The organism is Streptomyces sp. B93, from assembly GCF_018070565.1.
In the GTDB taxonomy this organism is placed as follows: Bacteria; Actinomycetota; Actinomycetes; order Streptomycetales; family Streptomycetaceae; genus Streptomyces.
On record NZ_JAGPXL010000010.1, the window covers coordinates 111,908 to 136,416 of the forward strand.

Annotated in this window: 23 protein-coding genes, 1 tRNA gene and 1 pseudogene; 17 read left to right on the forward strand and 8 right to left on the reverse strand. The window is 72.9% G+C overall.

Features of this window, described 5'->3' with window-relative positions; genetic code table 11:
* Positions 1-3: 3 nt before the first annotated feature.
* Positions 4-1,167 (reverse strand): phytanoyl-CoA dioxygenase family protein, encoded by a 1,164-nt coding sequence (locus KBY47_RS12710; RefSeq protein ID WP_210921163.1) that lies wholly within the window; start codon positions 1,165-1,167, stop codon positions 4-6.
* A gap of 126 nt (positions 1,168-1,293) precedes the next feature.
* Here KBY47_RS12710 and KBY47_RS12715 point away from each other — a divergent pair, with 126 nt between their 5' ends.
* Entirely contained in the window at positions 1,294-2,325 is a 1,032-nt protein-coding gene (locus KBY47_RS12715) for a LacI family DNA-binding transcriptional regulator (protein ID WP_210921164.1), read from the forward strand.
* Here the strand turns inward: KBY47_RS12715 and KBY47_RS12720 are convergent.
* Entirely contained in the window at positions 2,306-3,466 is a 1,161-nt protein-coding gene (locus tag KBY47_RS12720) for a Gfo/Idh/MocA family protein (protein WP_210921165.1), read from the reverse strand. The two genes, KBY47_RS12715 and KBY47_RS12720, sit on opposite strands and share 20 nt — an antisense overlap.
* Before the next feature lie 130 nt (positions 3,467-3,596).
* Between KBY47_RS12720 and KBY47_RS12725 the strand changes: the two genes are divergently transcribed.
* Complete coding sequence (locus KBY47_RS12725) at positions 3,597-4,604, forward strand: LacI family DNA-binding transcriptional regulator (protein WP_210921166.1); 1,008 nt, start codon at positions 3,597-3,599, stop codon at positions 4,602-4,604.
* On the opposite strand, the gene KBY47_RS12730 is transcribed toward KBY47_RS12725, so the two are convergent.
* Both KBY47_RS12730 and KBY47_RS12735 read right to left on the reverse strand, forming a co-directional pair.
* Positions 4,594-4,938, reverse strand: coding sequence for a cupin domain-containing protein (locus tag KBY47_RS12730; protein WP_210921167.1), 345 nt, complete (start codon positions 4,936-4,938; stop codon positions 4,594-4,596). The two genes, KBY47_RS12725 and KBY47_RS12730, sit on opposite strands and share 11 nt — an antisense overlap.
* A gap of 87 nt (positions 4,939-5,025) precedes the next feature.
* The gene (locus KBY47_RS12735) at positions 5,026-5,877 is read right to left on the reverse strand and encodes a DMT family transporter (protein ID WP_247694597.1); all 852 of its coding nucleotides are present in this window, start codon (positions 5,875-5,877) and stop codon (positions 5,026-5,028) included.
* Positions 5,878-5,945: 68 nt separating this feature from the next.
* Between KBY47_RS12735 and KBY47_RS12740 the strand changes: the two genes are divergently transcribed.
* The 8 genes and pseudogenes from KBY47_RS12740 (at position 5,946) to lhgO (ending at position 13,162) form a co-directional block, all read left to right on the forward strand.
* On the forward strand, positions 5,946-6,800 hold the full coding sequence (locus tag KBY47_RS12740; protein ID WP_210921168.1) for a LysR family transcriptional regulator: 855 nt from the start codon (positions 5,946-5,948) through the stop codon (positions 6,798-6,800).
* An 83-nt stretch (positions 6,801-6,883) separates the two neighbouring features.
* Positions 6,884-7,534 carry a GntR family transcriptional regulator gene (locus tag KBY47_RS12745; RefSeq protein WP_210921169.1) on the forward strand — a complete coding sequence of 217 codons (651 nt, stop codon included), beginning with the start codon at positions 6,884-6,886 and terminating at the stop codon, positions 7,532-7,534.
* A gap of 63 nt (positions 7,535-7,597) precedes the next feature.
* A complete protein-coding gene (locus KBY47_RS12750) occupies positions 7,598-8,350 on the forward strand; it encodes a PIG-L deacetylase family protein (RefSeq protein WP_210921170.1) in 753 nt (250 codons plus the stop codon).
* Positions 8,347-9,048 (forward strand): 4-carboxy-4-hydroxy-2-oxoadipate aldolase/oxaloacetate decarboxylase, encoded by a 702-nt coding sequence (locus tag KBY47_RS12755; RefSeq protein ID WP_210921171.1) that lies wholly within the window; start codon positions 8,347-8,349, stop codon positions 9,046-9,048. Before KBY47_RS12750 ends, KBY47_RS12755 begins: the two co-directional genes overlap by 4 nt.
* Before the next feature lie 2 nt (positions 9,049-9,050).
* Positions 9,051-10,163: a 4-oxalomesaconate tautomerase gene (locus KBY47_RS12760; RefSeq protein ID WP_308405135.1), complete on the forward strand. Its 1,113-nt coding sequence runs from the start codon at positions 9,051-9,053 to the stop codon at positions 10,161-10,163.
* The gene (locus KBY47_RS12765; protein WP_210921172.1) at positions 10,160-11,110 is read left to right on the forward strand and encodes a catechol 2,3-dioxygenase; all 951 of its coding nucleotides are present in this window, start codon (positions 10,160-10,162) and stop codon (positions 11,108-11,110) included. The genes KBY47_RS12760 and KBY47_RS12765 overlap by 4 nt, the downstream gene beginning before the upstream one ends.
* Before the next feature lie 11 nt (positions 11,111-11,121).
* Positions 11,122-11,933, forward strand: a pseudogene (locus KBY47_RS37020) (MFS transporter); the annotation flags it as partial.
* A gap of 29 nt (positions 11,934-11,962) precedes the next feature.
* Entirely contained in the window at positions 11,963-13,162 is a 1,200-nt protein-coding gene (lhgO, locus tag KBY47_RS12780) for an L-2-hydroxyglutarate oxidase (RefSeq protein WP_210921173.1), read from the forward strand.
* 96 nt (positions 13,163-13,258) lie between these two features.
* Here lhgO and KBY47_RS12785 read toward each other — a convergent pair whose 3' ends face one another.
* The gene (locus KBY47_RS12785) at positions 13,259-13,852 is read right to left on the reverse strand and encodes a DM13 domain-containing protein (RefSeq protein WP_210921174.1); all 594 of its coding nucleotides are present in this window, start codon (positions 13,850-13,852) and stop codon (positions 13,259-13,261) included.
* Positions 13,853-13,993: 141 nt separating this feature from the next.
* Here KBY47_RS12785 and KBY47_RS12790 point away from each other — a divergent pair, with 141 nt between their 5' ends.
* The 3 genes from KBY47_RS12790 (at position 13,994) to KBY47_RS12800 (ending at position 15,190) form a co-directional block, all read left to right on the forward strand.
* On the forward strand, positions 13,994-14,368 hold the full coding sequence (locus KBY47_RS12790; protein ID WP_210921175.1) for a helix-turn-helix transcriptional regulator: 375 nt from the start codon (positions 13,994-13,996) through the stop codon (positions 14,366-14,368).
* Positions 14,365-15,012, forward strand: a complete 648-nt coding sequence (locus KBY47_RS37025) for an SRPBCC family protein (RefSeq protein ID WP_308405136.1) — start codon at positions 14,365-14,367, stop codon at positions 15,010-15,012. Before KBY47_RS12790 ends, KBY47_RS37025 begins: the two co-directional genes overlap by 4 nt.
* Positions 15,013-15,116: 104 nt before the next feature.
* Positions 15,117-15,190, forward strand: a tRNA-Pro gene (locus KBY47_RS12800).
* Between the two features lie 85 nt (positions 15,191-15,275).
* Here KBY47_RS12800 and KBY47_RS12805 read toward each other — a convergent pair.
* From KBY47_RS12805 to KBY47_RS12815, 3 genes are all read right to left on the reverse strand, one after another.
* Positions 15,276-16,016, reverse strand: a complete 741-nt coding sequence (locus KBY47_RS12805; protein WP_210921176.1) for a peptidoglycan-binding domain-containing protein — start codon at positions 16,014-16,016, stop codon at positions 15,276-15,278.
* Complete coding sequence (locus tag KBY47_RS12810; RefSeq protein ID WP_210921177.1) at positions 16,016-16,264, reverse strand: hypothetical protein; 249 nt, start codon at positions 16,262-16,264, stop codon at positions 16,016-16,018. The genes KBY47_RS12805 and KBY47_RS12810 overlap by 1 nt, the downstream gene beginning before the upstream one ends.
* Positions 16,265-16,364: 100 nt before the next feature.
* On the reverse strand, positions 16,365-16,817 hold the full coding sequence (locus KBY47_RS12815; protein WP_210921178.1) for a phospholipase: 453 nt from the start codon (positions 16,815-16,817) through the stop codon (positions 16,365-16,367).
* 389 nt (positions 16,818-17,206) lie between these two features.
* Here KBY47_RS12815 and KBY47_RS12820 point away from each other — a divergent pair, with 389 nt between their 5' ends.
* The 4 genes from KBY47_RS12820 to KBY47_RS12835 all read left to right on the forward strand — a co-directional run bounded on the left by KBY47_RS12820 (position 17,207) and on the right by KBY47_RS12835 (position 24,507).
* Positions 17,207-17,512 carry a FeoA family protein gene (locus KBY47_RS12820; protein ID WP_210921179.1) on the forward strand — a complete coding sequence of 102 codons (306 nt, stop codon included), beginning with the start codon at positions 17,207-17,209 and terminating at the stop codon, positions 17,510-17,512.
* Positions 17,509-19,461, forward strand: a complete 1,953-nt coding sequence (locus KBY47_RS12825; protein ID WP_210921180.1) for a ferrous iron transporter B — start codon at positions 17,509-17,511, stop codon at positions 19,459-19,461. The genes KBY47_RS12820 and KBY47_RS12825 overlap by 4 nt, the downstream gene beginning before the upstream one ends.
* Positions 19,462-19,471: 10 nt before the next feature.
* Positions 19,472-20,008, forward strand: a complete 537-nt coding sequence (locus KBY47_RS37200) for a NifU family protein (RefSeq protein WP_210921181.1) — start codon at positions 19,472-19,474, stop codon at positions 20,006-20,008.
* Between the two features lie 260 nt (positions 20,009-20,268).
* Positions 20,269-24,507: a LamG domain-containing protein gene (locus tag KBY47_RS12835; RefSeq protein WP_210921182.1), complete on the forward strand. Its 4,239-nt coding sequence runs from the start codon at positions 20,269-20,271 to the stop codon at positions 24,505-24,507.
* Positions 24,508-24,509 lie beyond the last annotated feature (2 nt).

The window sequence follows — 24,509 nt, forward strand, 5'->3', positions numbered from 1 at the left end:
GGCCTACCTGCCCTCCCTTCCGCTCCCGCGCCGCGCGGCGGCGGCCCGCAGCCCGTCCCGCAGCGCCCCGGCGCTCCACTCCTCGCGCAGCGCCCGCCGCACCAGATCGGCCTGCGACGGCGGGGCCAGTCCGTCGACCGGCGGGTCACGGTCCAGGTCGGTGGGGAAGGCGTAGCCCTCGGCGCTCGCCGCGATCACGTTCTCCAGCCAGCGCTCGCCGAAGCCCTCCGCCCGGCGCCTGAGCAGTACCGGGTAGACCGCCTCGACCACGGCCTCCCGGTCCACCGTCTCCATCGCACGCCCGAACGCGGAGGACACCTGCAACAGGTTGGCCATGCGCCGGACGTCCGAGGAGCGGTTGGCGCCCGCCGCGTGGAACAGCGCGGGGTTGAAGAAGACGGCGTCCCCCTTGGCGAGCGGCAGTTGCACGTGGTGGTCCTCGAAGTAGGCCCGGAAATCCGGGCGCCGCCAGGCCAGATAGCCGGGCTCGTACTTCTGCGAGTGCGGCAGGAACAGCGTCGGCCCCGACTCCACCGGCATGTCGCAGTGCGCGACGGCGCCCTGGAGCGTGAGCACGGGGGAGAGGCGGTGCACGTGCGCCGGGTAGGCGGCGGCCCGCTCGGCGGAGAGGAAGCCCAGGTGGTAGTCGCGGTGCGGGTCCTGGGCGGCACCGCCCGGGTGCACCACGTTGAGCTGCGAGGTCACTTGGTAGCCGGGGCCAAGCCAGGCGGTGGCCACCGTCGCGAGCACGTCGCTCGCGTAGTAGTCGGCGAACGCCTCGGGATCGTGCCGGGCCGTCTTCTCCAGCGCGTTCCACACCCGGTCGTTGGCGCCCGGCGCGGCGAAGTGGTCACCGGCGACCGTGCCGGAGGCGCGCTGCGCTTCGATGAGGGCGTCGAACACGGCCGTGGCCCGGTCGACCACCGCCCGGTCGGGGAAGGCGCCCCGCACGACCAGCACGCCGGGACCGTCGGCGAGCGTGTGCACCAGCTCGGCCTCCGCGTCGTCCAGCCGGTCCGCGTCGTAGACGGGCACGCCCCGCTCGATCGCCGCGGCGCGCGGATGGTCGGCCGGGTCGGTCCGGCGCTCGACCAGCGCGCGGAAGGCGTCCAGGTCGCAGTCCCGCTCGGAGAGCCGGACGGCGGGGCGTACGGAAGCTGGGGACATCGTCGTCCTCTCGGGTCACGGAGTGACGCGGCTCTGTCATTGTTGTCAGTACAAACCCCTCGAACAACCAGCAGCAACCCATCAAAAACCCTTCAGGCAACTCCATGACCCCGAGGGAGCCGACGCATGGGCCACCCCTTCCCGATCCGGGAGATCGCACGTCAGGCCGGACTGAGCGAGGCCACCGTCGACCGGGTCCTCAACCGCCGCGGCGGGGTCCGGGAGAGCACCGCCCGGGAGGTGCGCCGGGCCATCGCCGATCTGGACCGGCAGCGCACCCAGGTCCGGCTCACCGGCCGCACCTTCATGATCGACATCGTGATGCAGGCACCCGACCGGTTCTCCACCGCCGTACGCGCCGCCCTGGAGGCCGAGCTGCCCGCGCTGCACCCGGCCGTCGTCCGCTCCCGCTTCCACTTCCGGGAGACCGGCCCGGTCGACGAGCTGATCGCCACCCTGGACCGGATCGCCCGGCGCGGCTCCCAGGGCGTCGTCCTCAAGGCACCCGACGTGCCCGAGGTCACCGCCGCCGTCGGACGGCTGGCCGCCGCGGGCGTCCCCGTGGTCACCCTCGTCACCGACCTGCCCGCCAGTGCCCGTCTCGGCTATGTCGGCATAGACGACCGGGCCGCGGGCGCGACCGCCGCGTACCTCATGGGCCAGTGGCTCGGCGACCGCCCCGGGCATGTGCTCACCAGCCTCAGCAGCGGCTTCTTCCGCAACGAGGAGGAGCGCGAGATGGGCTTCCGCGGCGCCATGCGCGCCCGGCACCCCGACCGCACGCTGGTCGAGATCGCCGAGGGGCAGGGCCTGGACACCACCCAGTACGAACTGGCCCGCGCCGCCCTGGAACGCGACCCGCGGATCCGCGCCGTCTACTCCATCGGCGGCGGCAACATCGCCACCCTGCGCGCCTTCGCCGACCTCGGCCGTGACTGCGCGGTGTTCATCGCCCACGACCTCGACCAGGACAACACCCGGCTGCTGCGCGAGCACCGGCTGTCCGCCGTCCTCCACCACGACCTGCGCCGCGATCTGCGCGCGGCCTGCCACCTGGTGATGCGGGCGCAGGGCGCGCTGCCGCCCGCCCCGCCCGTGCTGCCGTCCCCGATCCAGGTGGTGACCCCGTACAACATGCCTACGCCGGCGCCGGGCTGACCCAGGAACCGCTCCGCGCGGACCGTGTCACCGCCTCCAGCACGGCCGCGCTCCGCACGGCGTCCGTGAGTGTGGCGCCGTACGGGACGCCCTCGGCGATCGAGCGCACGAAGCGGTAGGCCTCGATCACCTTGAGGTCGTCGTAGCCCATCGCGTTCGCCGCCCCCGGCTGGAACGCGCCGAACTCGCCGTCCCCCGGGCCGACGTACACGGTGCTGACGGGCTGGTCCTGGTAGGCGGTGCCACGGCTGACGCCGAGTTCGTTCATCCGGCGGAAGTCCCAGAAGACGGCGCCCTTGGTGCCGTGCACCTCGAAGCCGTAGTTGTTCTGCTCGCCGACCGAGACCCGGCAGGCCTCCAGGACGCCCCGGGCGCCGGAGGCGAAACGCAGCAGGCAGGAGACGTAGTCCTCGTTCTCCACCGGCCCGGGTTCGCCGCCGCCGGCGCGGGTGTGGCCCGCGGTGGCGCCGCTGGGGCGCGCCCGCTCGGGGACGAAGACGGCCGTGTCCGCGGTGACCGCGGCGATGTCGCCGAGCAGGAAGCGGGCGAGGTCGGCGCCGTGCGAGGCGAGGTCGCCCAGCACCCCGCTGCCGCCCCGGGCCCGCTCGTACCGCCATGTCAGCGCGCCCTCCGGATGCGCCGCGTAGTCGCTGAACAGCCGGAAGCGGGCATGGGTGACGGTGCCGATCTCCCCGGCGGCGATCAGCTCGCGGGCGCGCTCCACGGCGGGCGCGTTACGGTAGTTGAACCCGACCGCGCCCTGGACCCCGGCCTTGGTGACGGCGTCGGCGACCGCGCGGGCGTCGTCGGCGGTCAGGCCGACCGGCTTCTCGATCCACAGGTGCTTGCCCGCCTCGGCCATCGCGACGCCGATCTCGCGGTGCAGGAAGTTGGGCGCGGTGACGCTGACCGCCCGGACCCGGGGGTCGGCGGCCACCTCCCGCCAGTCACGGGTGGCGGAGGCGAAGCCGAACTGCCGGGCCGCCTCCTCGGCCCGCCCCGGCACCTCCTCGGCGACGGCCACCAGCTCCGGACGCGGGGAGAGCAGCGGATAGTGGTGCGTCAGACGGGCGTACGCCTGGGTGTGCACCCGCCCCATCCAGCCGAATCCGACGACGGCGACACCGAGCGTTTCCACCATGACAGCCCTTCTTCGCGCTCTCCTGGACCGGTCCATCTCCTGTTCCGCCCCACCCTGAGGACGAAGCGCGAGGCTGTCAACCACCCCCCGCCCTTTGACAGGACGGATGGTCGTCTGGAACGGTCCAACCATGAGACAGCCGACCATCCGCGACGTCGCCGAGCACGCCGGAGTCTCCAAGTCGCTGGTCTCCCTGGTGCTGCGCGGCTCCGGCCAGGTGCGCCCCGAGAAGCGGGAGGCGGTGCTGAGGGCGGTGCGTGAGCTGGGCTACCGGCCCAACACCGCCGCCCGCTCCCTGAGCGAACAGCGCACCAGGACCGTCGGCGTCCTCCTCCACGACCTGCGCAACCCCTGGTTCGTCGACCTGCTCGACGGCCTGAACTCCCTGCTGCACGCCGGCGGTCTGCACATGCTGCTCGCCGACGCCCGCCTCAACCGCCGCACCGGCCAGGACCCCACCGGTCCCTTCCTCGACCTGCGGGCCGACGGCCTGGTGGTGGTGGGCACCCTGCCCGACCCCGCCGGGCTCGAACCGGTCGCCGAGCGGGTCCCGGTCGTCGTCGCGGGCGCCCGTGAACCGGTGCCGCCCGGCGTCGACACGGTCGCGGGCGACGACGAGCAGGGCGCCCGGCTCGCCACCGAGCACCTCATCGCCCTCGGCCACCGACGCATCGCGCACATCGCGGGCTACGGCGCCGTCGGCGCGCTGCGGAGGCGCGGCTTCGAGACGACGGCGGCGGCCCACGGCCTGGCGGCGACGGCCCGGGTCGAGCCCAGCGACATGACCGAGGAGGGCGGCTACCGTGCCGCCGTCCGGCTGCTCGGCCGTCCCGACCGGCCCACGGCCGTGTTCGCCGTCAACGACACCGCCGCGGTGGGCGCGCTGTCGGCGGCCGGGGAACTCGGACTGAGCGCGCCCGGCGATGTCTCCGTGGTCGGCTACGACGACACGAGCGTCGCCCGGCTGCGGCACGTCTGGCTCACCACCGTCGACAACGCCGCCCACGAGGTCGGCCGCCGCGCCGCCCGCCGTCTGCTGGACCGGCTCGCCGGGGTCAGGGGAACGGGGGAGGTCCAGCTGTGCGCACCCGAGCTGCGGGTCAGGGGCACGACCGGCCCGCCGCGTCTCACAGGTTGATCGCGTAGGCCTTCCGCAGGGTCTCGTGCACGGTCCACGTCGTACGGTCGCCCTCGCGCAGCACCGCCAGGTCACCGGGCCCGACCGTGAACGTCGGCCCGCCCTCGACCTCGATCGTCGCCGACCCGCTGATCACCACGAACAGCTCGTCGGCCTCGGTGTCCGTCACCACGCCCGGCGTGATCTGCCAGACGCCGCGGATTCGCCGCCCGTCCGCCGACTCCCACACCACCTTCCCGGTGACCTCGGGCGTCCCGGAGACGATCTGCCCCGGGTCGAGCGGCTCGGGTTCGAGGGCTGCGGTGGGGATGTGCAGGGCGAAGCTGTGGTCCATGCCAGGACCGTAGGCCGTGGGGACCGGGCGCCGCCGCCGACACTGTGTCCGTCATCGGCGCCCCGGCCCGGACACAGTGTCGGTCCGTCAGTCCCGCCGCGTCATCATGCTCACCGCGTTGGCCGCCACGACCGCGCCCACCGCGCCCCACTCCCAGCCGCCCAGCGCCTGCCCGAGGAGCACCCAGCCGACGAGAGCGGCGAGCACGGGGTTGACGCTCATGAACAGGCCGAAGGTCTGCGCGGGTATCCGGCGCAGGGTGAGCAGGTCGGCGAGGTAGGGCACCGCCGAGGCGAGGACACCCGCCGCGACGGCGCAGGCCAGCGCGGTCGGGGTGGGCGGATGCCGTACGGCGACCAGGACGCCGACCGGCAGGAAGGTCACCGCGGACAGCAGCGCGGCGGCGGCCGAACCCTGCGCGCCGGGTATCCGGCGGCCCACGGTGCGGTTCAGCAGGATGTACGACGCCCAGCAGGCGGCGGCCAGCAGACCGAGGCCCATGCCGACGTAGTCGGTGGAGGGCCGCGGACGCATCAGCACGACCACCCCCGCCGCGGCGGCCACCGCACAGCAGGCGTCCACCCGGCGCCGCGCCGTGCTCAGCGCGAGGGCCAGCGGGCCGAGGAACTCCAGCGTCACCGCGAGGCCCAGGCCGATCCGCTCGATGGCGCTGTACAGGCTCAGGTTCATGGCGCCGAAGACGACCGCCAGCAGCCCGACCGGCCACCACTGCCGCCGGGTGAACTCCCGCAGCCGGGGCCGCCCGACGGCCAGCAGCACGGCGGCCGCCACGTACTGGCGGACCGCGACGACACCGACCGGCCCGAGGACCGGAAAGGCCAGGGAACCCAGCGCGGCGCCGACCTGGTTGGACAGGCCGCTGCCGGTCATCGTGGCGACCCCGGTCCACTGCTGCCGGGGGACGGTGGCTGTTCGCATGCGCCGATCGTGCGCACCCGGCACGCTTGCGCAAAATGCATTCGCTGACGGATCTATACGCTTGCGTCATGGATATCGAGCTGCGGCAGCTCCGCTGTCTCGTCGCCATCGTCGACGAGGGCACCTTCACCGACGCCGCCCACGCCCTCGGCGTCTCCCAGGCCGCCGTCTCCCGCACCCTGGCGTCACTGGAACGCGCCCTCGGGGTACGGCTGTTGCGGCGCACCTCGCGCGAGGTGGCGCCGACCGCCAGCGGGCTGCGGGTGGTGGCGCACGCCCGGCGCGTGCTCGCGGAGGCGGACGACCTCGTCCGGACGGCCACCGCGGGCCCGACCCGGCTGCGGATCGGGTACGCGTGGGCCGCCCTGGGCCGCCACACCCTGCCCTTCCAGCGCCGCTGGGGCGAGCTGCGCCCGGAGACCGAACTGCAACTGGTGCGCGTCAACTCGCCCACGGCCGGGCTGCTGGAGGGGATGTGCGAGCTGGCGGTGGTGCGCCGGGCGCCGGAGGACCGGCGGCTGGACGCGGCCATCGTCGGTCTGGAACGCCGGATGTGCGCGCTGGCCGCCGACGATCCGCTGGCCCGGCGCCGCTCGGTGCGCCTCGCCGACCTGGGCGGCCGTACCCTCCTCGTCGACCGGCGCACCGGCACCACGACCCCGGAGCTGTGGCCTCCGGACGCCCGTCCGGCCACCCGGGAGACCCATGACGTGGACGACTGGCTGACCGTGATCGCCACCGGCCGCTGCGTCGGCATGACCGCCGAGTCCACCGCCAACCAGTACCGGCGCCCCGGCGTCGTCTACCGGCCGGTGCGCGACGCCGAGCCGGTGGCCGTGCGGCTCGCCTGGTGGCGCGACGATCCGCACCCGGCCAGCCAGGCGGTGCTGGAACTGGCCACCTCGCTCTATCGAGGCCAATAAGCCCCGCAATAAGACGAACAAAATTGTTGACAATCTTGTTTGGCTAGATTTACGTTCGACAGGCACTCACTCAGGGAGGGCACATGCCGAAAGAAGCCCGTCCGAGCACCGGGGAGCAGGCCAAACAGCACGCGCTCGCGCGGCTGCGGCAGGCGATCCTGCACGGCGAGATGGCACCGGCGCAGCGGCTGGTGGAGAACGAACTCGCCGAGCAGTTCGGTGTGACGCGGGCCAGCATCCGGGCCGCGCTGATCGATCTGGAGGCACAGGGCCTGGTGGAGCGCATCCGCAACCGCGGATCGCGGGTACGGGTGGTGACCGTGGAGGAGGCGGTCGAGATCACCGAGTGCCGGATGGCCCTCGAAGGGCTGTGCGCGGCGAAGACCGCCGCGACGGCCGACGAGGGACAGCTGGCCGAACTCACCGAACTGGGCACGGCGATGACCAAGGCCGTGGCCGACGGTGAGCCGATGACCTACTCCGAGCTGAACCACCGGCTCCACACCCGGATCCGGGAGTTCTCCGGCCAGCACACCGCACTGGAGCTGCTGGAGCGGCTCAACGCCCAACTGGTGCGCCACCGCTTCCAGCTGGCGCTCAGGCCGGGACGCCCGCAGCAATCCCTGAACGAGCATCTGGCCATGATCGAGGCGATCCGGGCCAGGGACCCGCAGGCGGCCGAGGCGGCCGTCCGCGCCCATCTCACCAGCGTGATCGAGGCGCTGCGCGACTGACGCGCGCCCCGCGGCGGCCTGGGTGAGGCGGGCGGCACCCCTGTCCACCAAGGAGATTCCAGCATGACGCACGGCAACCCGCCCGCCACCCCACCACGCTCCACACTCGTCGTCACCGCGCACGCGGGCGACTTCGTGTGGCGGGCGGGCGGCGCCATCGCCCTGGCCGCCGCCCGCGGCGAGAAGGTCACCATCGCCTGTCTGACCTTCGGTGAGCGCGGGGAGTCCGCCAAGGCGTGGCGCGAGGGGAGGAAGCTCGACGAGATCAAGGCGATCCGCCGTGACGAGGCGGAGCGCGCCGCCGCCACCCTCGGCGCCGAGGTCCGCTTCTTCGACGCCGGTGACTACCCGCTGACCGCCACCCCCGAGCTGACCGACCGGCTGGTCCAGGTCTACCGCGACACCCAGCCGGACGTCGTCCTCACCCACCCCGTCGACGACCCCTACAACGGCGACCACCCCGCCGCCAACCGCATGGCGCTTCAGGCCCGCGTCCTCGCCCAGGCCATCGGCTACCCGGGCCCCGGCGAGATCATCGGTGCCCCGCCCGTCTTCTACTTCGAGCCGCACCAGCCCGAGATGAGCGGCTTCAGGCCACAGGTGCTGCTCGACATCACCGAGGTGTGGGAGACCAAGCGGGGGGCGATGGAGTGCCTCGGCGCCCAGCGGCACCTGTGGGACTACTACTCCGACCTCGCCGTCCGCCGTGGCGTCCAGCTCAAGCGCAACGCGGGCCCGAACCTCGGTCTGGCCCACAAGACCATGGCCGAGGCGTACATGCGTCCCTACCCGCAGATCGCGAAGGAGCTGGCATGAGCGGCGTGATCGTCACCGGCCCGCCGAAGGCGGACCCGAGGGACGTCGAGGCGCTGGCCGCCTTCGGGGTCGCCACGGTCAGCGAGGCCATGGGCCGCACCGGTCTGCTCGGCCCCGGCATCCGCCCGATCCAGCAGGGCGTACGGGTCGCGGGCACCGCCGTGACCGTGCTCAGCTGGCCCGGCGACAACCTGATGATCCACGCCGCGGTCGAGCAGTGCGGCGAGGGAGACGTCCTGGTCGTCACCACCACCTCCCCGTCCACCGACGGCATGTTCGGCGAGCTGTTCGCCACCGCGCTGAAACGGCGGGGCGTGCGCGGACTGGTGATCAACGCCGGTATCCGCGACACCCAGGAACTGCGCGAGATGGGCTTCGCGGCCTGGTCGCGAGCGGTCTCCGCGCAGGGCACGGTCAAGGCGACCGGCGGCTCGGTCAACGTCCCCGTCGCCGTCGACGGCCAGGTGGTCTGCCCCGGCGACGTGATCCTCGCCGACGACGACGGTGTGGTGGTCGTCCCGCGCGAACGCGCCCGGGAGACCGCGGAGAGGTCCGAGGCCCGCGAGGCCAAGGAGGCCGGGGCGCGGGCCGCGTTCCTCGACGGCCAGCTGGGCCTGGACCGCTACGGCCTGCGGGACACCCTCGAGCGGCTCGGCGTCGAGTACCGCACCTACGACGAGTACGCCGCGGGGGAGTGACCGTGAACCGCGGGCCCGAGGAGGTGCGTTGCCTGCTGATGCGCGGCGGCACCTCCAAAGGGGCCTACTTCCTCGCCTCCGACCTGCCCGCCGACCCGGCCGCCCGGGACGAGCTGCTGCTGCGGATCATGGGCAGCCCCGACCAGCGGCAGATCGACGGGCTCGGCGGCGCCCACCCGCTCACCAGCAAGGTGGCCGTGGTCTCCCCGTCCACCGACCCGCACGCCGACGTCGACTACCTGTTCCTCCAAGTCGCGGTCGACCGGGCCGAAGTGACGAGCAGTCAGAACTGCGGCAACATCCTCGCGGGCGTCGGCCCGTTCGCCGTGGAACGCGGCCTCGTCCCGGCGGGTGAGGAGCGGACCTCCGTACGGATCCGGATGGTCAACTCCGGTGACCTGGCCACCGCCACCTTCCCCACCCCGGGCGGCCGGGTCGACTACACCGGGGACGCCGAGATCTCGGGCGTGCCGGGCACGGCCGCGCCCGTGGTGATCGAGTTCCCGCCCGGCGGCGGACCGCTGCTGCCCACCGGCAAGGCCCGCGACGAGATCCACGGCACTCCCGTGACCTGCGTCGACAACGGCATGCCGACGGTGCTGATCGCCGCCTCCGACCTCAAGGTCACCGGTTACGAGACGCCGAAGGACCTGGAGGAGGACCTGGCCCTCGCCGAACGGTTGCGCGGGATACGGCTGGAGGCCGGGCACCTGATGGGCCTCGGCGACGTGTCCGGCACGACCGTCCCCAAGCTCACCCTCCTCGCCCCGCCCCGCGACGGCGGCGCGGTCACCACCCGCACCTTCATACCCGTGCGCTGCCACACCTCGATCGGCGTGCTCGGCGCGGCCAGCGTCGCCGCGGGCCTGCGCGTCGAGGGCGGCGTCGGCGCGGACCTCGCCCGGCTCACCCCCGGCGACGACCGCGTCCGCATCGAACACCCCACGGGATTCCTGGACATCGTCAGCGGCGTCGGCCCCGGCGCCGACGGCCTTCCGGCCGCCCGCCGTACCGCCGTGGTCCGCACGGCCCGCAAGATCTTCGACGGCACCGTCTTCGCACGGTCCGCCGAGACGGCACCCCCGCCCGCACCATCCACTGGAGGTCACCGATGACCCCTCCGCTCGGCGACATCGCCCACATCGGTCACGCCCAGCTGTTCACCCCGGACCTGGACGCCAGCGTCGCCTTCTTCACCGACTACCTGGGCCTCACCGTCAACGGCCGGGACGGCGACACGGTCCACCTGCGGACCTTCGACGACTACGAGCACCACAGCCTGGTCCTCACCGCCCGCGACACCCCGGGCCTCGGCCGCCTCGCCCTGCGCACCTCCAGCGAGGAGGCGCTCCAGCGCCGTGTCAAGGCCATCGAGGAGGCGGGCGGCACCGGCCACTGGGCGGAGGACGAACCGGGCCTCGGCAAGCTGTACGTCACCACCGACCCGGACGGCCATGAGCACGCCCTGTACTGGGAGAGCGAACACTACGTCGCCCCCGAGGAGCTGCGGCCCGCGCTGAAGAACCAGCCGCAGGCCAAGCCCAACCGCGGCGTCGGCGTCAGACGCCTCGACCACGTCAACTTCCTCGCCTCCGACGTCCTCGCCAACGCCGAGTTCCAGCAGCATGTGCTGGGTGCCCGGCCCACCGAGCAGATCCGGCTCGACACGGGCAAGATCGCGGCCCGCTGGCTGACCTTCACCAACAAGTCGTACGACGTCGTCTACACGTCGGACTGGACCGGTTCCTCGGGCAGGCTGCACCACCTCGCCTTCGCCACCGACACCCGCGAGGACGTCCTGCGCGCCGCCGACCTCGCCGTCGACACCGGCGTGTTCATCGAGACGGGCCCGCACAAGCACGCCATCCAGCAGACGTTCTTCCTCTACGTCTACGAGCCGGGCGGCAACCGCGTCGAGCTGTGCAACCCGCTCACACGGCTGGTGCTGGCGCCGGACTGGCCGCTGATCACCTGGACCGAGGCCGAGCGGGCCAAGGGCCAGGCGTGGGGCCTGAAGACCATCGAGTCCTTCCACACGCACGGCACACCGCCGGTGGCGTGACCGGCGGGGGAGTCCGAGGTCTCGTGCGCACCCTCGCCGGGGTCGGCCTCGGCGGTCTGCTGCCCACCGCCATCAGCATGGTCTCGGACTACGCCCCGCGCGGCCGCGGCGCCCTCAGCATCGGCATGCTGATGACCGCCCACCACGCCGGCGGCATCCTCTCCGTCCATGTCGCCCTGTGGGTCGTCGAGCCGCTCGGCTGGCGCGCCGCCTTCTGGATCTGCGTCCTGCCGCTGCTGTTCGCGGGCGTCCTGCTGAAGTTCCTGCCCGAGTCCCTCAGCCTCCTCGCCGCCAAGGGTCGCACCGAGGAGGCCGCCCAACTGGCCGCCCGCTACGGCGTCGAGGCACCCGCCGCCCCCACCGGCAGGCCCGCCGCCGACCGCTTCGGCGCCCCGCGCATCTCCTCCATCTGGTTCGCGCTGACCGCCGCCGGGGTCTTCCCGCTCAGCGTCCACATGCCGCTGGCGCTGACCTTCGTGGTCGTCTTCCTCACCGGCGTCTTCCTCAACAGCGCCCAGACCGTGATCTACGCGACCGTCTCCATCGCCACCCCGCCCGCCGACCGGGCCACCGCGGTCGGCTGGACCTCCGGCTTCGGCCTGGCCGCCGCCGTCTTCACCCGCCCCCTGGAGCACGCGTACCGTTTCGCGGACGAGGCCGAGTGCGGCCAGGCCGTCGTCAACACCACGACCACCGGCTGGGACGTCCACCTGCCCTTCGGCGCGGCCTCCGCGACTCCGGCACCGCCTACAAGGAGCAGGGCGAGGAAGTCCTGCGCTTCTCTACCCGCGTCAGGACGGTCGCGATTCACTTCGGGGGGTGAAGTGGTCATCGAGGACAAGGAGGACACCGATGGCTGACGAGACGATCGGCATCGTGGGCGCCGGGATCGTCGGACTGGCGACCGGCCGCGAGATCGCCCTGAGCCGCCCCGGCACGCGGGTCGTGGTGCTGGAGAAGGAGGCCGCGGCCGCCGTCCACCAGACCGGCCACAACTCCGGTGTCGTGCACGCCGGGATCTACTACACGCCCGGCAGCCTGAAGGCCGAGCTGTGCGTGCGGGGAGTCTCCCTGCTGAAGGAGTACTGCCAGGAGCGGAAGCTGCCGTACCGGGAGATCGGCAAGCTCGTCATGGCGGTCCGCGACGACGAACTGGGCCGCATGGAGAACCTCTACGAGCGGGCCCGGAACAACCACGTCCCCGATCTGCGCAGGGTCTCCCGCGAGGAGATCGGGGAGCTGGAGCCGCACGCGGGCGGCCTCGCCGCGCTGCACTCGCCGCGCACCGCGATCACCGACTACCGGGCGATCGCGCGGGAGTTCGCCCGGGACATCGAGGCGTCCGGCGGCGAGGTCCGGCTCGGTTTCCCCGTCACGTCGGTCAGCAGCGTCCCCGGCGGCGTCGAGGTCGCCTCCGGGCAGGACCGCCTCACGGTGAACCGGCTGATCCTCTGCGCCGGCCTGCACTCCGACACCGTCGCCCGGCTCGCGCAGGACAAGGCCGAGCCCCGGATCATGCCGTTCCGCGGCGAGTACATGCTCCTCAGACCGGACCGGACCCACCTGGTCAACGGCCTGATCTACCCGGTGCCCGACCCGCGCTACCCGTTCCTCGGGGTGCACTTCACCCCGCGCGTCGACGGCTCGGTCGAGGTCGGCCCGAACGCCGTACTGGCGCTCGCCCGGGAGGGCTACCGCCTCGCCAAGGTCTCCCCGCGGGACCTGCTCGGCCTCGCCGCCTATCCCGGCTCCTGGCGGATGGCCGCCCAGCACTGGCGCACCGGCATCAGGGAGTACCGCGGCTCGCTGTCCCGCAAGGCCTTCATGAAGGACGCGGCCCTCTACGTCCCCGGCGTCGGCGTCGCCGACGTGGTCCGCGGCGGCGCGGGCGTACGCGCCCAGGCACTGGACCGCGACGGCACCCTCGTGGACGACTTCCGCATCCACCGGATGGGCCGCGTCACCGCCGTGCGCAACGCCCCGTCCCCGGCCGCGACGGCGTCCATGGCGATCGCCGAGCACATCGCCGGGGCGGTCCTCGGCGGCGCCTGAACACCTCGCGATCTGCGTGTTCTCGCGCAACTACTGCTTGCATCCCGGGCTTTCAGCAAGGTCCCCGGCAGCCGCCTGGCGTTGCCTGTACGGCGGTCAGGCGCGCGCCAGTTCCGCCGCCCCGAAGGACACGTCGAACCGGTCGCACCAGATGCTGACGCTGCTGAAGTCGGCCGGGTCGACCCCGGCCGGCAGCGGGTAGTTCTGGCTGCCCTTGTTGCCCTTGAGCTTGCCGAGGCTCTCGTACTTCCCGTCGTCGAAGACGCGCCAGCCGTCTACCCCCTCCTTGACCGGCGCGTCGGTGAGCCACACCCGCAGGTCCGGGCCGTTGCTGGTGTCCAGGTCCTCCAGCCGTACGACGTGCGAGCCGTCGGTGAGCCGGAGCAGCCGCACGGTGCCGGACGTGGCGTGCTCATGGCTGATCAGTTCGCCGCTGGCGACGACGACCGGCCCGGCGGGCTCGGTGGGCTCGGCGCTCTCAGCGGGCCCGGATGCCTCCGCCTGAGGCGTCTCCGGCGGAACGGTCGCGGTGGGCGCCGTCGTCACCTCCGGCAGCGCCTCCTCCACCGTCTCGTCCTGCCACAGCTTCCACGGCTGGAACCAGTACAGCCCGACGCCCACCAGCGCCACCGCCACCACCAGCACCCCCACGACCACCGGCCGGGTCAGCATCCCGCGCACGCGCCCCATCCCCGTCTCCTCCACTCACGTCCTCCGGAAGATCCATTGAAGCGGCGCGGGAGCGCCGGGCGCGACGGTTCCCGGATGACGGAAGTCTTACATCCAGAATCACTGCCCACTTATATAAGTGCGAGCTGATACTCTCTCCCCATGCACGCCTTCGATGTGCTGGGCGACCCCGTGCGCCGCCGCATCCTGGAGCTGCTGGCCGACGGCGAGATGACGTCCGGGGCGGTCAGCGAGGTCATCCGGCAGGAGTTCGGGATATCCCAGCCCGGGGTCTCGCAGCACCTGAAGGTGCTGCGGGAGAACGGTTTCGCGACGGTACGCCCGGAGGGCACCCGGCGCCTGTACGCGGTCAACTCCGAACCGCTGCGGGACGTGGACGCCTGGCTGGACCGGTTCCGCCGCTTCTGGACCCCGCACCTGGACGCCCTGGCCACCGAACTGGCCCGTGGCAAGCGCGAGCGCCGTCTGCGCGCCGCCGCCGAGGACACCGACCACCCCCCGAGGAGCACCCCGTGAAGATCGACGTCACCCACCAGATCAGCGCCGTACGCCGCAAGGTCGGCAAGCGGGTCCTGGAGGCGGGCGAGGCCCGTGTGATCACCATCGGCCAGACCTACGACGCCCCGCTCGACGACGTCTGGGACGCCTGCACCAACGCCGAGCGCATCCCCCGCTGGTTCCTGCCGGTCTCCGGCGACCTGGCGCTCGGCGGCCGCTACCAGCTGGAGGGCAACGCGGGCGGCATCATCGAGCGCTGCGACCCGCCCAAGAGCTTCGCGGCCACCTGGGAGTACGGCGGCGACATCAGCTGGATCGAGCTGCGCCTGACCGCCGAGGGGGAGGAGCGCACCCGCTTCGAGCTGGAGCACATCGCCCATGTCGACGACGAGCGGTGGGCCGAGTTCGGCCCCGGCGCGGTCGGCGTCGGCTGGGACTCCATGGTCATGGGCCTCGCCCTCCACCTCTCCACCGGCGCCTCCGTCACCCCCGACGAGGCCATGGCCTGGGTCGCCTCCGAGGAGGGCCGCCGCTTCATGACCGAGGCCAGCGAGGCGTGGTGCGCGGCGAGCATCGACAGCGGCGAGGACGAGCAGTCCGCCCGCGCGGCGGCGGCCCGCACCACGGCGGCGTACACGGCGACGGGCGAGGAAGGCCAGTAACCACCCGGGCGCCCCCGGCCCCGCCCCGTTCCGTCCGGGACCGTCCCGCGCATGGGGTAGGGTTGACCTGCACGATCACGCGGTCCACCGCGGGACGCGCACACCGGGACGTGGCGCAGCTTGGTAGCGCACTTGACTGGGGGTCAAGGGGTCGCAGGTTCAAATCCTGTCGTCCCGACTGGAGACAGTCGCAGGTCAGGGCCGGTTTCGGAGGCATCCGAAACCGGCCCTTGGCCATTCTTGTATCGGGTGCGCCACGTCGGTCAGGCGAAGGTGGCGGCCCAGGTGTTGGGGCCGACGACGCCGTCCACCGTCAGGCCCCGGTCGGTCTGGAAGCGACGGCACGCGGCGTCGGAGCCGGGGCCGTACTGGCCGTCCACCGAGAGCGCGTACCCGAACCGGGTGTTCATCCGGTACTGCCAGGTCGCCACGCTCGCGTGCACGAACGTCGGGGGCTGCCGGAAGCTCACCCCGGGATACGGCAGCGGTCCGCCGCCGGGGTTCACCTCGCCGCTGAGCACCCGCGTGTAGAGGGCGCCGGGGCACTCCGTCGCATGGTGGTCGCGGTGCCCGGTGATGGCGCGGGCCGCGCCGCCCGACACCCGCAGCCGGTTGACGCCGTACCGGATGGCGTCGACGAGCTGCGCGGTGACGGTGTCGTAGTTGCCGGAGGTGCCGCCGGTGAGCGCGCACACCGCGTACCAGTCGTCGTTGCCCTGGGTGGTGCCCTGCGCGGCGGTCCGTACGTGCTCGCCCCGCCCTTCGAAGAGGTAACCGTGCACGCAGGCGAGGTGGCTGTAGGCGATGTCGGCCCAGCCTCTGGTGTCCATGTGGTGGTTCTGGATGCCGCGCACCTGGGCGGCGCAGTCCGCGTGGTTCGTCCGGGCGACCCGGACCGCGTCGACGTGGTGCACGACGACACCGCCCTGCGCGGGGGTGATGTTGTTGCTCACCTCTCGCGGTGCGCGGGCGCCCCACTGGGCGCGGGTCACGAAGGTGGCCATCAGTCGCGTTCCCTCCGGCCCACGGCGCAGTCGACCGTGGCGTTGAGGGGCTCCGCGTACGCACTGCGGGCCGCTTCGGGGGCGTACTGGGCGGCGGGGTGCCGGGAGTGGGTGGCCGGGGGCAGCTCGCGCGTCGGAGTGGGGACGGTGTCGGCGGCGTGAGCGGTGCCGGGGCGTACGACGGGCAGGACGAGTGCGCAGCCGGTTGCGGCGAGCAGCGCGGCGCGGCGTGACGGGCCGTGACTCAACGGGCCTCCAGGTGACGGTGGGGGGAGGGATGGGGGCGAGGGTGGGGGGTTGGGTGTCGGCCTGAGGGGGGTGATGGGCCTTGCGCGGTGGCGCCCTGCGTCAGCCGAAGGCGCGTACGGCCTGGTAGTACGTCCAGGCCGTGCTGTTGCACGAGGTCAGGGTGGCGCCGGAGTAGCGGGAGCACACGCGCTTGAGGTCCTCGTAGAACGCGCTGTCGAGCCGGGACTTGTTGGCGGAGAAGGTGCCCATCTCCTTGTAGTTGCGGTAGCCGAAGTCATGGCGCTGGCACGACTTCTGGAAGGGGAAGCCGAAGGGGTTGTCGGGGGAGGAACTGCAGTAGTCGGTCGACCAGTTGAAGGCGTACGCCGACCATGCGGAGCGGTTGGCCTCGGCCGAGGCCCAGGCGTTGTAGCTCGTGGCGCTGGTCTGGGTCCAACTGGCGAGGACCTGGCTCTTGTCGGCGGGGACGGCCGTGGCGGACGAGGCGGTGGCGAAGATGGTCGCCGTGGTGACGGCGGCGGCGACCAGACCCTTGACAGCGATACGGGGCATGGGACTCCTCACGTGGGCGCACCGGGTCTCGGTGCGTGGCCGGGGAAGGCAACTGCCCTACGGGTGCCGGGAGTTGTCTCCTGAGCGGAGGCGACGCTATGCGCGTAGCGTGGCGCTGGAGAGACTTTCTCTTGACATGCACCTGAAGACAAGGGGGCGTGCATGGCCCGGCAGGCCCGTGAGCCCCCTGTGGATGCCGCTTCGAGCGGGCCTTGAGTCCGGGCGGGAGGGCGCGGAGGCTGGTTCCGCCAGGGCCCGTCGGCCCTGAGGTCGAGGGCTGACGGGCCCCGGCTCCTGGGCCGAGCCGCCCATGCCAGGGAAGCAAGGCAAGGCTAGCCTCGCTTGTGTTCCCTGCGGGATCTAGCCCGCGTGGGGCGTGGGAGAGGCGGATGAGCAGCGTTGATCGGAAATGTGAAGAGGCCCGTGCCCGGACGGCCACCGTCGTCGGAGGCGGCCCGTGTCTCCTGGCCGACCTGCCGCCCGGGGCACGCGCCACGGTGACGGAGGTCATGGTCGGCGAGGCGCCGGCTGTGGCCCGCCGGCTGGCCGATCTCGGGTTCGTTCCGGGTGCGGTGGTGGAGGTGGTGCGCCGGGCGCCGCTGCGCGACCCGGTCCTCTACCGCGTCCAGGACTACGAGGTGTGCCTGCGTCGGTCGCAGTCCGCCCGCGTGCGCGTCGAGGAGGTGGAGCGGTGAGCGAGGGCTGCCACGACGCTCCCTCGGATCCCGGGACCACACTGGCGGAGGCACCGCGGATCGCCCTCGTCGGCAGTCCCAACGCGGGCAAGACCAGCGTCTTCAACGGTCTGACGGGTCTGCGCGCCAAGACCGGGAACTACCCCGGGGTGACCGTGTCCCGGTTCGTCGGTGTCTGCCGGACGGGCGGGCGCAGATACCTCGTCGAGGATCTGCCGGGCACCTATGGCCTGGAGCCGGTCAGCCCGGACGAGGCCATCACGGTCGATGTGCTGGAGGGCCGACTGGAGGGCACCCGGCGGCCGGACGCCGTACTGGTCGTGGTGGACGCCACCACACTGCGGAGGTCACTCGCATTCGTCGCGCAGGTCCTGGCCCGCGGGCTGCCGACCTGTGTGGTGGTGACGTTCGCCGACGAACTGGCCCGCCGTCAGGGCCGCCTGGACGTGGACGCGCTGAGCCGGGCGCTGGGCGTGCCGACCCTGGCGGTGGTCGGCCACCGGGGATACGGCATCGAGCGACTGCGCGAGCGGCTCACCCAGTGGCACGCCTGGTCGGAGCCGGTCGTGGCGCCGCCCACCGACCCGGGCGAGCGTGACGCCTGGGCGACGTCGGTGCTGGCCTTCGCCGACTACCGGGCCCCCGAACGGCACAGCGCCACCCGGCGTGTCGACGCGGTGCTGCTGCATCCGGTGTGGGGAACGGTGGCGTTCTTCGCGGTGATGGTGCTGTTCTTCCAGACCGTCTTCACCGTGGCGGCCCCGCTCCAGGACGGTGTCGAGGCGGTCTTCGCACGGCTGTCGGGCCTGGTCGCCGACCATGTCGGCCCCGCGTGGCTGGCCGGGCTGTTGGGCGACGCCCTGATCGGTGGCGTCGGCGGGGTCGTGGTCTTCGTCCCGCAGATCGTGCTCCTGTTCCTGCTGCTCGCACTGCTGGAGGGCGTCGGATACCTGGCGCGGGCGGCGTTCCTGATGGACCGGGTGATGGGCCGCTTCGGGCTGGAGGGGCGGGCCTTCGTGGCGCTGCTGTCGTCGTTCGCCTGCGCGATTCCCGGCATCATGGCCACCCGTACCCTGCCCTCGGCCAAGGACCGCCTGGCCACCATGATGGCCGCCCCGCTGATGACCTGCTCGGCGCGGCTGCCGGTCTACGTCCTGCTCATCGGTCTGCTGGTCGACCCGTCCCACCGGGTCGGCCCGTTCGGCGCCCAGGGCCTGGTCATGTTCGGCCTGTACCTGCTGGGCGCCGTCTCCGCGCTGCTGGCCGCCTGGGTATTCAAGAGGCTCGGCGACCGACGCGGCCAGACGGTGCCGTTCTACATGGAGATGCCCCCCTACCGGCTGCCCGCCCCCCGCGCGGTGCTGGTGGCGGTCTGGTCCTCCGCACGCGCCTTCCTGCGCAAGTGCACGACCGTCATCGTGGCCACCACCGTCGTCCTGTGGCTGCTGCTGAACCTGCCGCTGCACTCGGCCGCGCAGCTCCGCGCCGCGGGCGTCGACACCGGCGACCCCGTCGCCGTGTCCGCCTACACCGTCGACCACAGCTACGCCGCAGGTCTGGGCCGCTTTGTCGCCCCCGTCTTCGAGCCGCTCGGCTTCGACTGGCGCATCAACATCGGCGTGCTGTCCGCCCAGGGCGCCCGGGAGACCTTCGTCGCCACCCTCGGGCAGGTCGCGGCGGCCGAGGACCCCGAGGATCCGGCGCGGGCGCTGCGGAGCATGACCTACGCCGACGGGCCGCGCGCCGGGGAACCGGTGTTCACCGCGCCCACCATCGCCGCGCTGCTGGTCTACTTCGTCTACGCGCTCCAGTGCATGGCCACCGTGGCGGTCCTGCGCCGGGAGACCGGGACCTGGCGATGGCCGATCACCGCCCTCACCTACCTGACGGCGCTGGCCTGGCTGATGGCGTACCTGGCCCGGACGGTCACCGTCCTGCTGGGCGGGTGAGGAGACCCAGGTGATCCCCCTCCACCCCCAGCGGATCCCCGACGAGCCCGACAGCCTGCGCTGGATCGTCCCCGCAGGGGTCCTCCCCTGCACCGGCGCACCGGCCGGGGTCCCCGCACCGCTGGCCGCGCTGCTCGCCGAGGGCACCCTCGCCCAGATCACACTGGAACCCGCGGCGGTCGTCACCCGCCTGGGCGCGGACCGCAGTTGGGCCACGGACGCGGCCCCGGTCCGCACCGCACTGCACGCCGCCCTGACCGACCCCGCCGGGTGGATTCCGGCACCCGACACCGACCGCTGCCATGACGACGCCCTGCTGCGCGTCGCGGCACACGATGTCCTCGCCGGGGCCGTGGGAGACTTCGCCCGGTCGCACGGCGGCACCATCGACCTGGTCGGCGTGTCCGGCGGCGTCGTCACCGTCCGCCTCGGCGGCACCTGCCACGGCTGCCCCGCCGCCTGGCTCACCCTGCACCAGCGCCTGGAACGCGAACTGCGCCGCCGCCACCGGGGCCTGGTGCAGGTCCGGGACATCGGCTCAGGATGACTCCGCCCCGTGGGGTGCGCTGACGACGAGCACCGCGACGTCGGCCGCGCGGAGCGGTGACCGCGAGCGCGCGGCGGCGATGACGTAGCCCATGCCCGTCGGCGGTGTTCCTGGAGCCCTGCCAAACCCCCGGCGCGGCGGAAGCAGGCCGCACCTGAAGCCGGTTTGAAGTCGCCGTCCGCGAGGATCTGCTCTCCGACCGGAGACGGGGTCACCCCGGTGCCGTGGGGGCGTCGGTGGTGGTTTGGGGAGGAGACGTCATGCGAAGACGTGCGCGGGGGCTGCTGGGGCTGGTGCTCGTGGCGGCGCTGATGGGCGTGGGGGCGGAGGCGGTGCCCTTGCCGGGGCCGGGGCCGGGGCCGGGGGCGGGGGCGAAGTCCGGTGACCGTGCCGACGCGGTCTCCGTGGGCGAGGGGCCTCCGCGCGGCAGCGCCGCCTGGGCCGGCGCGCAGGCCCGCGAGACCGGCGAGCGGCAGGTCGTCGCGGAGGCGTTGGGCGAGACCGAGACCGTGTACGCCAATCCGGACGGCACGATGACGTCCGAGTTCAGCGTGCTGCCGATCCGCGTGCGCACGTCGGCCGGTGGGTGGACCAAGCCCGACACCACGCTGGTCCGGCGGGGCGACGGCACCGTGGCGCCGAAGGCGGTGGGCGTACGGATGGCCTTCTCCGGCGGGGGGTCGGAGAAGGCCATGGCGCGGTACGCGCGTCTGGGGACGGCCGTCGAGGTGGACTGGCCGGGGGAGTTGCCCAGGCCCGAGCTGGACGGCAACAAGGCCCTCTACCGGGACGTCCTGCCCGGCGTCGACCTTGAGTTCGTCGTCTCCGAGGTGGGGTACGCCCAGCGGCTCGTCGTGCGGTCCAGAGAAGCGGCGAGGCAGGATGCGTTGCGGACGCTTCGGTTTCCGCTTCGGGTCAGCGGCGGGACCCTCGAAGTGAAGGAGTCCGGCGTTGTCGAGGCGCGTACGCCCGATGGAGCCCTGGCCTTCGCGGCGCCACCGGCCACCATGTGGGACTCGGCCAGGGGGGACGAGGCGCGTACCGCCGCGGTCGACGTCAGCGTCTCCGGGCGTGAGATGGTGCTCCGGCCCGACCGGCGGTTGCTCAGCGGTGCCGACACCGCCTATCCCGTGTCCATCGATCCCGACGTCAGTCCGGGACTGTACGGACTCTCCATGGTCGCCTCCGGGTACCCGGACCAGCAGTACTGGCAGGGCGGGGCCGACGGCGTCGCCAAGGTCGGCACCTGCGCGGGCTGGGCAGGGTGCAACGGGGCGGACGTGCACCGGTCGTACTTCCAGTGGAACACCGCCTCGCTCGTCGGCAAGCGCATCCTCGGCGCCGAGTTCAACGCCCTGGAGACCTGGGCGCCCTCCTGCACGGCCAGACCCGTGGAGGCGAAGGCCACCGAGGCACTGCCGTCGCCCACGACATGGAACCGGCAGCCCCGTGAGCTGACCAGCCTCGGCAGCAGGACGGTCGCCCACGGATACAGCGCCAACTGCCCGGACGCCTGGGTCGGCTGGAACGCGCTGGCCGCCTTCCCGGCCGACAGCGGCGGCGTCCGCCGGGCCGACGCGGACACGACGATCGTGCTGCGCGCCCCGCGGATCAGCACCGGGAACTACGAGGCGGACCCGCTCGCCTGGAAGAAGTTCGCCAGGAACCCCACCCTCAGCGTCACGTACAACACCAAGCCCAACGCGCCCTACAGCCTCTCCAACGAGGCAGGTGTCCCGTGTGCGTCCGGCTCCGCCAGGCCGTCCGTGAACCCGACCCAGACCAGTGGCGCCCCGCGCGGCGTCAGGCTGGGCTCGCGTATCTCCGACCCCGACGGGGGCAACGTACGCGCCTGGTACGAGTGGCGTGAACTCAACGCCGGTTCACGGCTCTGGTACGCCTTCGCCAGCACCGCGGCGTCCGGGTCGCCGTTCCTCGTCGACGTCCCGGCGCAGCACGTCCTCGACGGGCACACGTACATGTGGCGGGTGGTCGGCAACGACTTCGTCGAGGACGGGCCCGTCAGCCCCTGGTGCGAGGTCACCATCGACCGGACCCTGCCCGGCACCCCGGCCGTCACCTCCGCGGACGGCCTCTACCCGGAGTGCCTGTTCCCGGACGACGCCACCGAGGACGGGTGCGGTCACAGCGGCGGGGCCGGGCGGGCCGGTGCGTTCCGGATCGCGGGCGACGCCGACGTCACCTCGTTCCGCTACACCATCGAGGGCGGCGGGACCATCGAGCAGGGCACGGTCGCGGCCACGGCCGGCGTCGCCGCGAACGCCCGGATCACCCCGCCCGCGCAGGGCACCAACCGCTTGCAGGTGTGGGCGGTCGACAAGGCGGGCAACAAGAGCGTCCAGCCGGAGGTCTACTGGCTCAAGGTGGGCGCAGGTGCCGGGCCGGCCGGCTACTGGCACCTGGACGGGCTGACCGAGAAGTCCGCCCCCGACGCCACGGCCGGTCACCGCGACGGCGTCGTGGACCCGACGGTCACCCCGTGGACGACCGGCCGGACCCGCAGCGGACTGCTGTTCACCGGCGCCGACGGGGTGGCGCTGGGCAGTACCGCCCCGGTGCACACCAACCGGTCCTTCACCGTGTCGGCGTGGGCCAGGCTCACGGCCGCCGACGACAACCCGGGCGTCGTCCTCACCCAGAACGGCGCCACCCACTCCGGCTACGCGCTCGCCTACCACGCCGCCGCCAGGAGCTGGTCGTTCGGCATCCGGGACACACCCACGTCGAGCACCGCCACGAGGGTCGTCGCCCGCACCCCGGCCGTGGCCGGGCGCTGGACGCACCTGACCGGCGTCTACAACGCCGACACCAGGACCATCCGGCTGTACGTCGACGGACGCGACCAGGGCACGGCCGCCTTCACCACCGCGTGGGACGCGACCGGGCCGCTCCAACTGGGCCGCAACCAGCACGCGGGCGGCTACATCAACAAGTTCCGCGGCACCGTCGACGAGGTCCGCGTGTACGACCGGATCCTGTCCGCCGGTGACATCCACGACCTCGCCGTGGTCGACCCGGCGACCCTGGAGCTGCGCGTCCCCTTCGATGACGGGGAGGGCACCACCGCGGGCGACATCTCCGGGTACTACCGCGACCTGACCCTGGCGGGCACCACCTCCTGGGTGCGCGGCAAGCACGACGACGAGGCCGCGGACCTGGGCACGGCGCTGCACCTCGACGCGGGCACCGCCACCTCGACGTCCCAGCTGCGCACCGACTCCAGCTACACCGTCAACACCTGGGTGAAGCTGGACTCCGTCTGCGCCGACCCCGACGACGACTGCTGGCAGGACCCCGGCACCGCGCACCAGACGGTCATGGAGCAGCGCGGCAGCAACGCCGGCTCCTTCCAGCTGCGCTACAACGGCACCCTGAAACGCTGGCAGTTCACCAGCGCCAAGACCGACACCGCGGGCGCCGCCGAGGTCACCGTGACCTCCTCGAAGGCGGCGGTCGCGAACACCTGGGCCCTGCTGACCGGCGTACACGACCAGGCCGCGGGCGTGCTACGGCTCTACGTCGACGGGCAGCTCCAGGGCGAGGCGGCCGCCACCCCCTGGCACGCGGGCGGCAAGCTGCGGGTGGGCTCGACCGCCACGCCGCTGCACGGAGCGGTGGACGAGGTCCGCGTCTGGGCGGGGGCCCGCACCGGCGACCAGGTCCTCGACACCCTGGTGGACCCGGCCCCCTCGGCCGACCCGCTGCACGTCGGGCAGCTCACCCGGTTCAACGTCGCCGGTGACCACGTGGTGACCACCGGCCCGGTGCACCCGGCGGCCCAGCTGGAGCACCCGCTCGGGTTCCCGCTGCCGGAGGGCACGGAGGGCACCCGGACGATCTACTCCTGCCGGACCGGTCCGGGCGACTACTTCCTGAGCCCGGCCGCCGACTGCGAGGGCTACACCCGCCTCGGCGTCATCGGCGGCTTCTGGACCGACGCCCCCGACCGGTCGGCCATCCCCGTCTACCGCTGCAACGTGCCCGGCCAGGGCCACTTCGCCTCGGCCAGCGCCGACTGCGAGGGCCAGACCACCGAGTTCCAGCTCGGCTGGACCCAGCGGGGCCGCCATCTGATCCGCTACGTCAACAGCGGGGCGCCCCATGACCACACCTCCTCACCGTTCCGCGTGCCCGCCCAGTACCACGCGGAGTGGAGCCTCGGGATCATGTCGTCGAGCGACTGGTACATCGCCGACCTCACCACCGCGCTCAGGACCTGCCGGGACACCGCCGCCGGGGACCTGTTCAGCTCCGTCGAGGCGGACTGCGAGGGGCAGGAGGCGGTGCAGACCCTCGGCTTCGTCTGGGACGCCCCACCGCCCGACGGCCCCGCGAAGCAGCTCTACCGCTGTGTCGCGCAGTCCGGTGAACGGTTCGACAACTCCGTACTGGTCGTCCCGGACGCGCCCGCCGACCCCGACTGCGGACCCGGCGCACGTCTGGACCGCGTACTCGGCTATCTGAAGACCCAGGTCTGAGG

Excerpts from the sequence above, each read along its gene's own strand:
- KBY47_RS12725 (WP_210921166.1), top strand. The coding sequence starts at position 3,597 with ATGAGACAGCCGACCATCCGCGACGTCGCCGAGCACGCCGGAGTCTCC.
- KBY47_RS12750 (WP_210921170.1), top strand. The coding sequence starts at position 7,598 with ATGACGCACGGCAACCCGCCCGCCACCCCACCACGCTCCACACTCGTC.
- KBY47_RS12740 (WP_210921168.1), top strand. The coding sequence starts at position 5,946 with ATGGATATCGAGCTGCGGCAGCTCCGCTGTCTCGTCGCCATCGTCGAC.
- KBY47_RS12820 (WP_210921179.1), top strand. The coding sequence starts at position 17,207 with ATGAGCAGCGTTGATCGGAAATGTGAAGAGGCCCGTGCCCGGACGGCC.
- KBY47_RS12790 (WP_210921175.1), top strand. The coding sequence starts at position 13,994 with ATGCACGCCTTCGATGTGCTGGGCGACCCCGTGCGCCGCCGCATCCTG.
- KBY47_RS12755 (WP_210921171.1), top strand. The coding sequence starts at position 8,347 with ATGAGCGGCGTGATCGTCACCGGCCCGCCGAAGGCGGACCCGAGGGAC.
- KBY47_RS12765 (WP_210921172.1), top strand. The coding sequence starts at position 10,160 with ATGACCCCTCCGCTCGGCGACATCGCCCACATCGGTCACGCCCAGCTG.
- KBY47_RS12710 (WP_210921163.1), bottom strand. The coding sequence starts at position 1,167 with ATGTCCCCAGCTTCCGTACGCCCCGCCGTCCGGCTCTCCGAGCGGGAC.
- KBY47_RS12730 (WP_210921167.1), bottom strand. The coding sequence starts at position 4,938 with ATGGACCACAGCTTCGCCCTGCACATCCCCACCGCAGCCCTCGAACCC.
- lhgO (WP_210921173.1), top strand. The coding sequence starts at position 11,963 with ATGGCTGACGAGACGATCGGCATCGTGGGCGCCGGGATCGTCGGACTG.
- KBY47_RS12715 (WP_210921164.1), top strand. The coding sequence starts at position 1,294 with ATGGGCCACCCCTTCCCGATCCGGGAGATCGCACGTCAGGCCGGACTG.
- KBY47_RS12805 (WP_210921176.1), bottom strand. The coding sequence starts at position 16,016 with ATGGCCACCTTCGTGACCCGCGCCCAGTGGGGCGCCCGCGCACCGCGA.
- KBY47_RS12835 (WP_210921182.1), top strand. The coding sequence starts at position 20,269 with ATGCGAAGACGTGCGCGGGGGCTGCTGGGGCTGGTGCTCGTGGCGGCG.
- KBY47_RS12815 (WP_210921178.1), bottom strand. The coding sequence starts at position 16,817 with ATGCCCCGTATCGCTGTCAAGGGTCTGGTCGCCGCCGCCGTCACCACG.
- KBY47_RS12785 (WP_210921174.1), bottom strand. The coding sequence starts at position 13,852 with ATGGGGCGCGTGCGCGGGATGCTGACCCGGCCGGTGGTCGTGGGGGTG.
- KBY47_RS12735 (WP_247694597.1), bottom strand. The coding sequence starts at position 5,877 with ATGCGAACAGCCACCGTCCCCCGGCAGCAGTGGACCGGGGTCGCCACG.
- KBY47_RS12720 (WP_210921165.1), bottom strand. The coding sequence starts at position 3,466 with ATGGTGGAAACGCTCGGTGTCGCCGTCGTCGGATTCGGCTGGATGGGG.
- KBY47_RS12745 (WP_210921169.1), top strand. The coding sequence starts at position 6,884 with ATGCCGAAAGAAGCCCGTCCGAGCACCGGGGAGCAGGCCAAACAGCAC.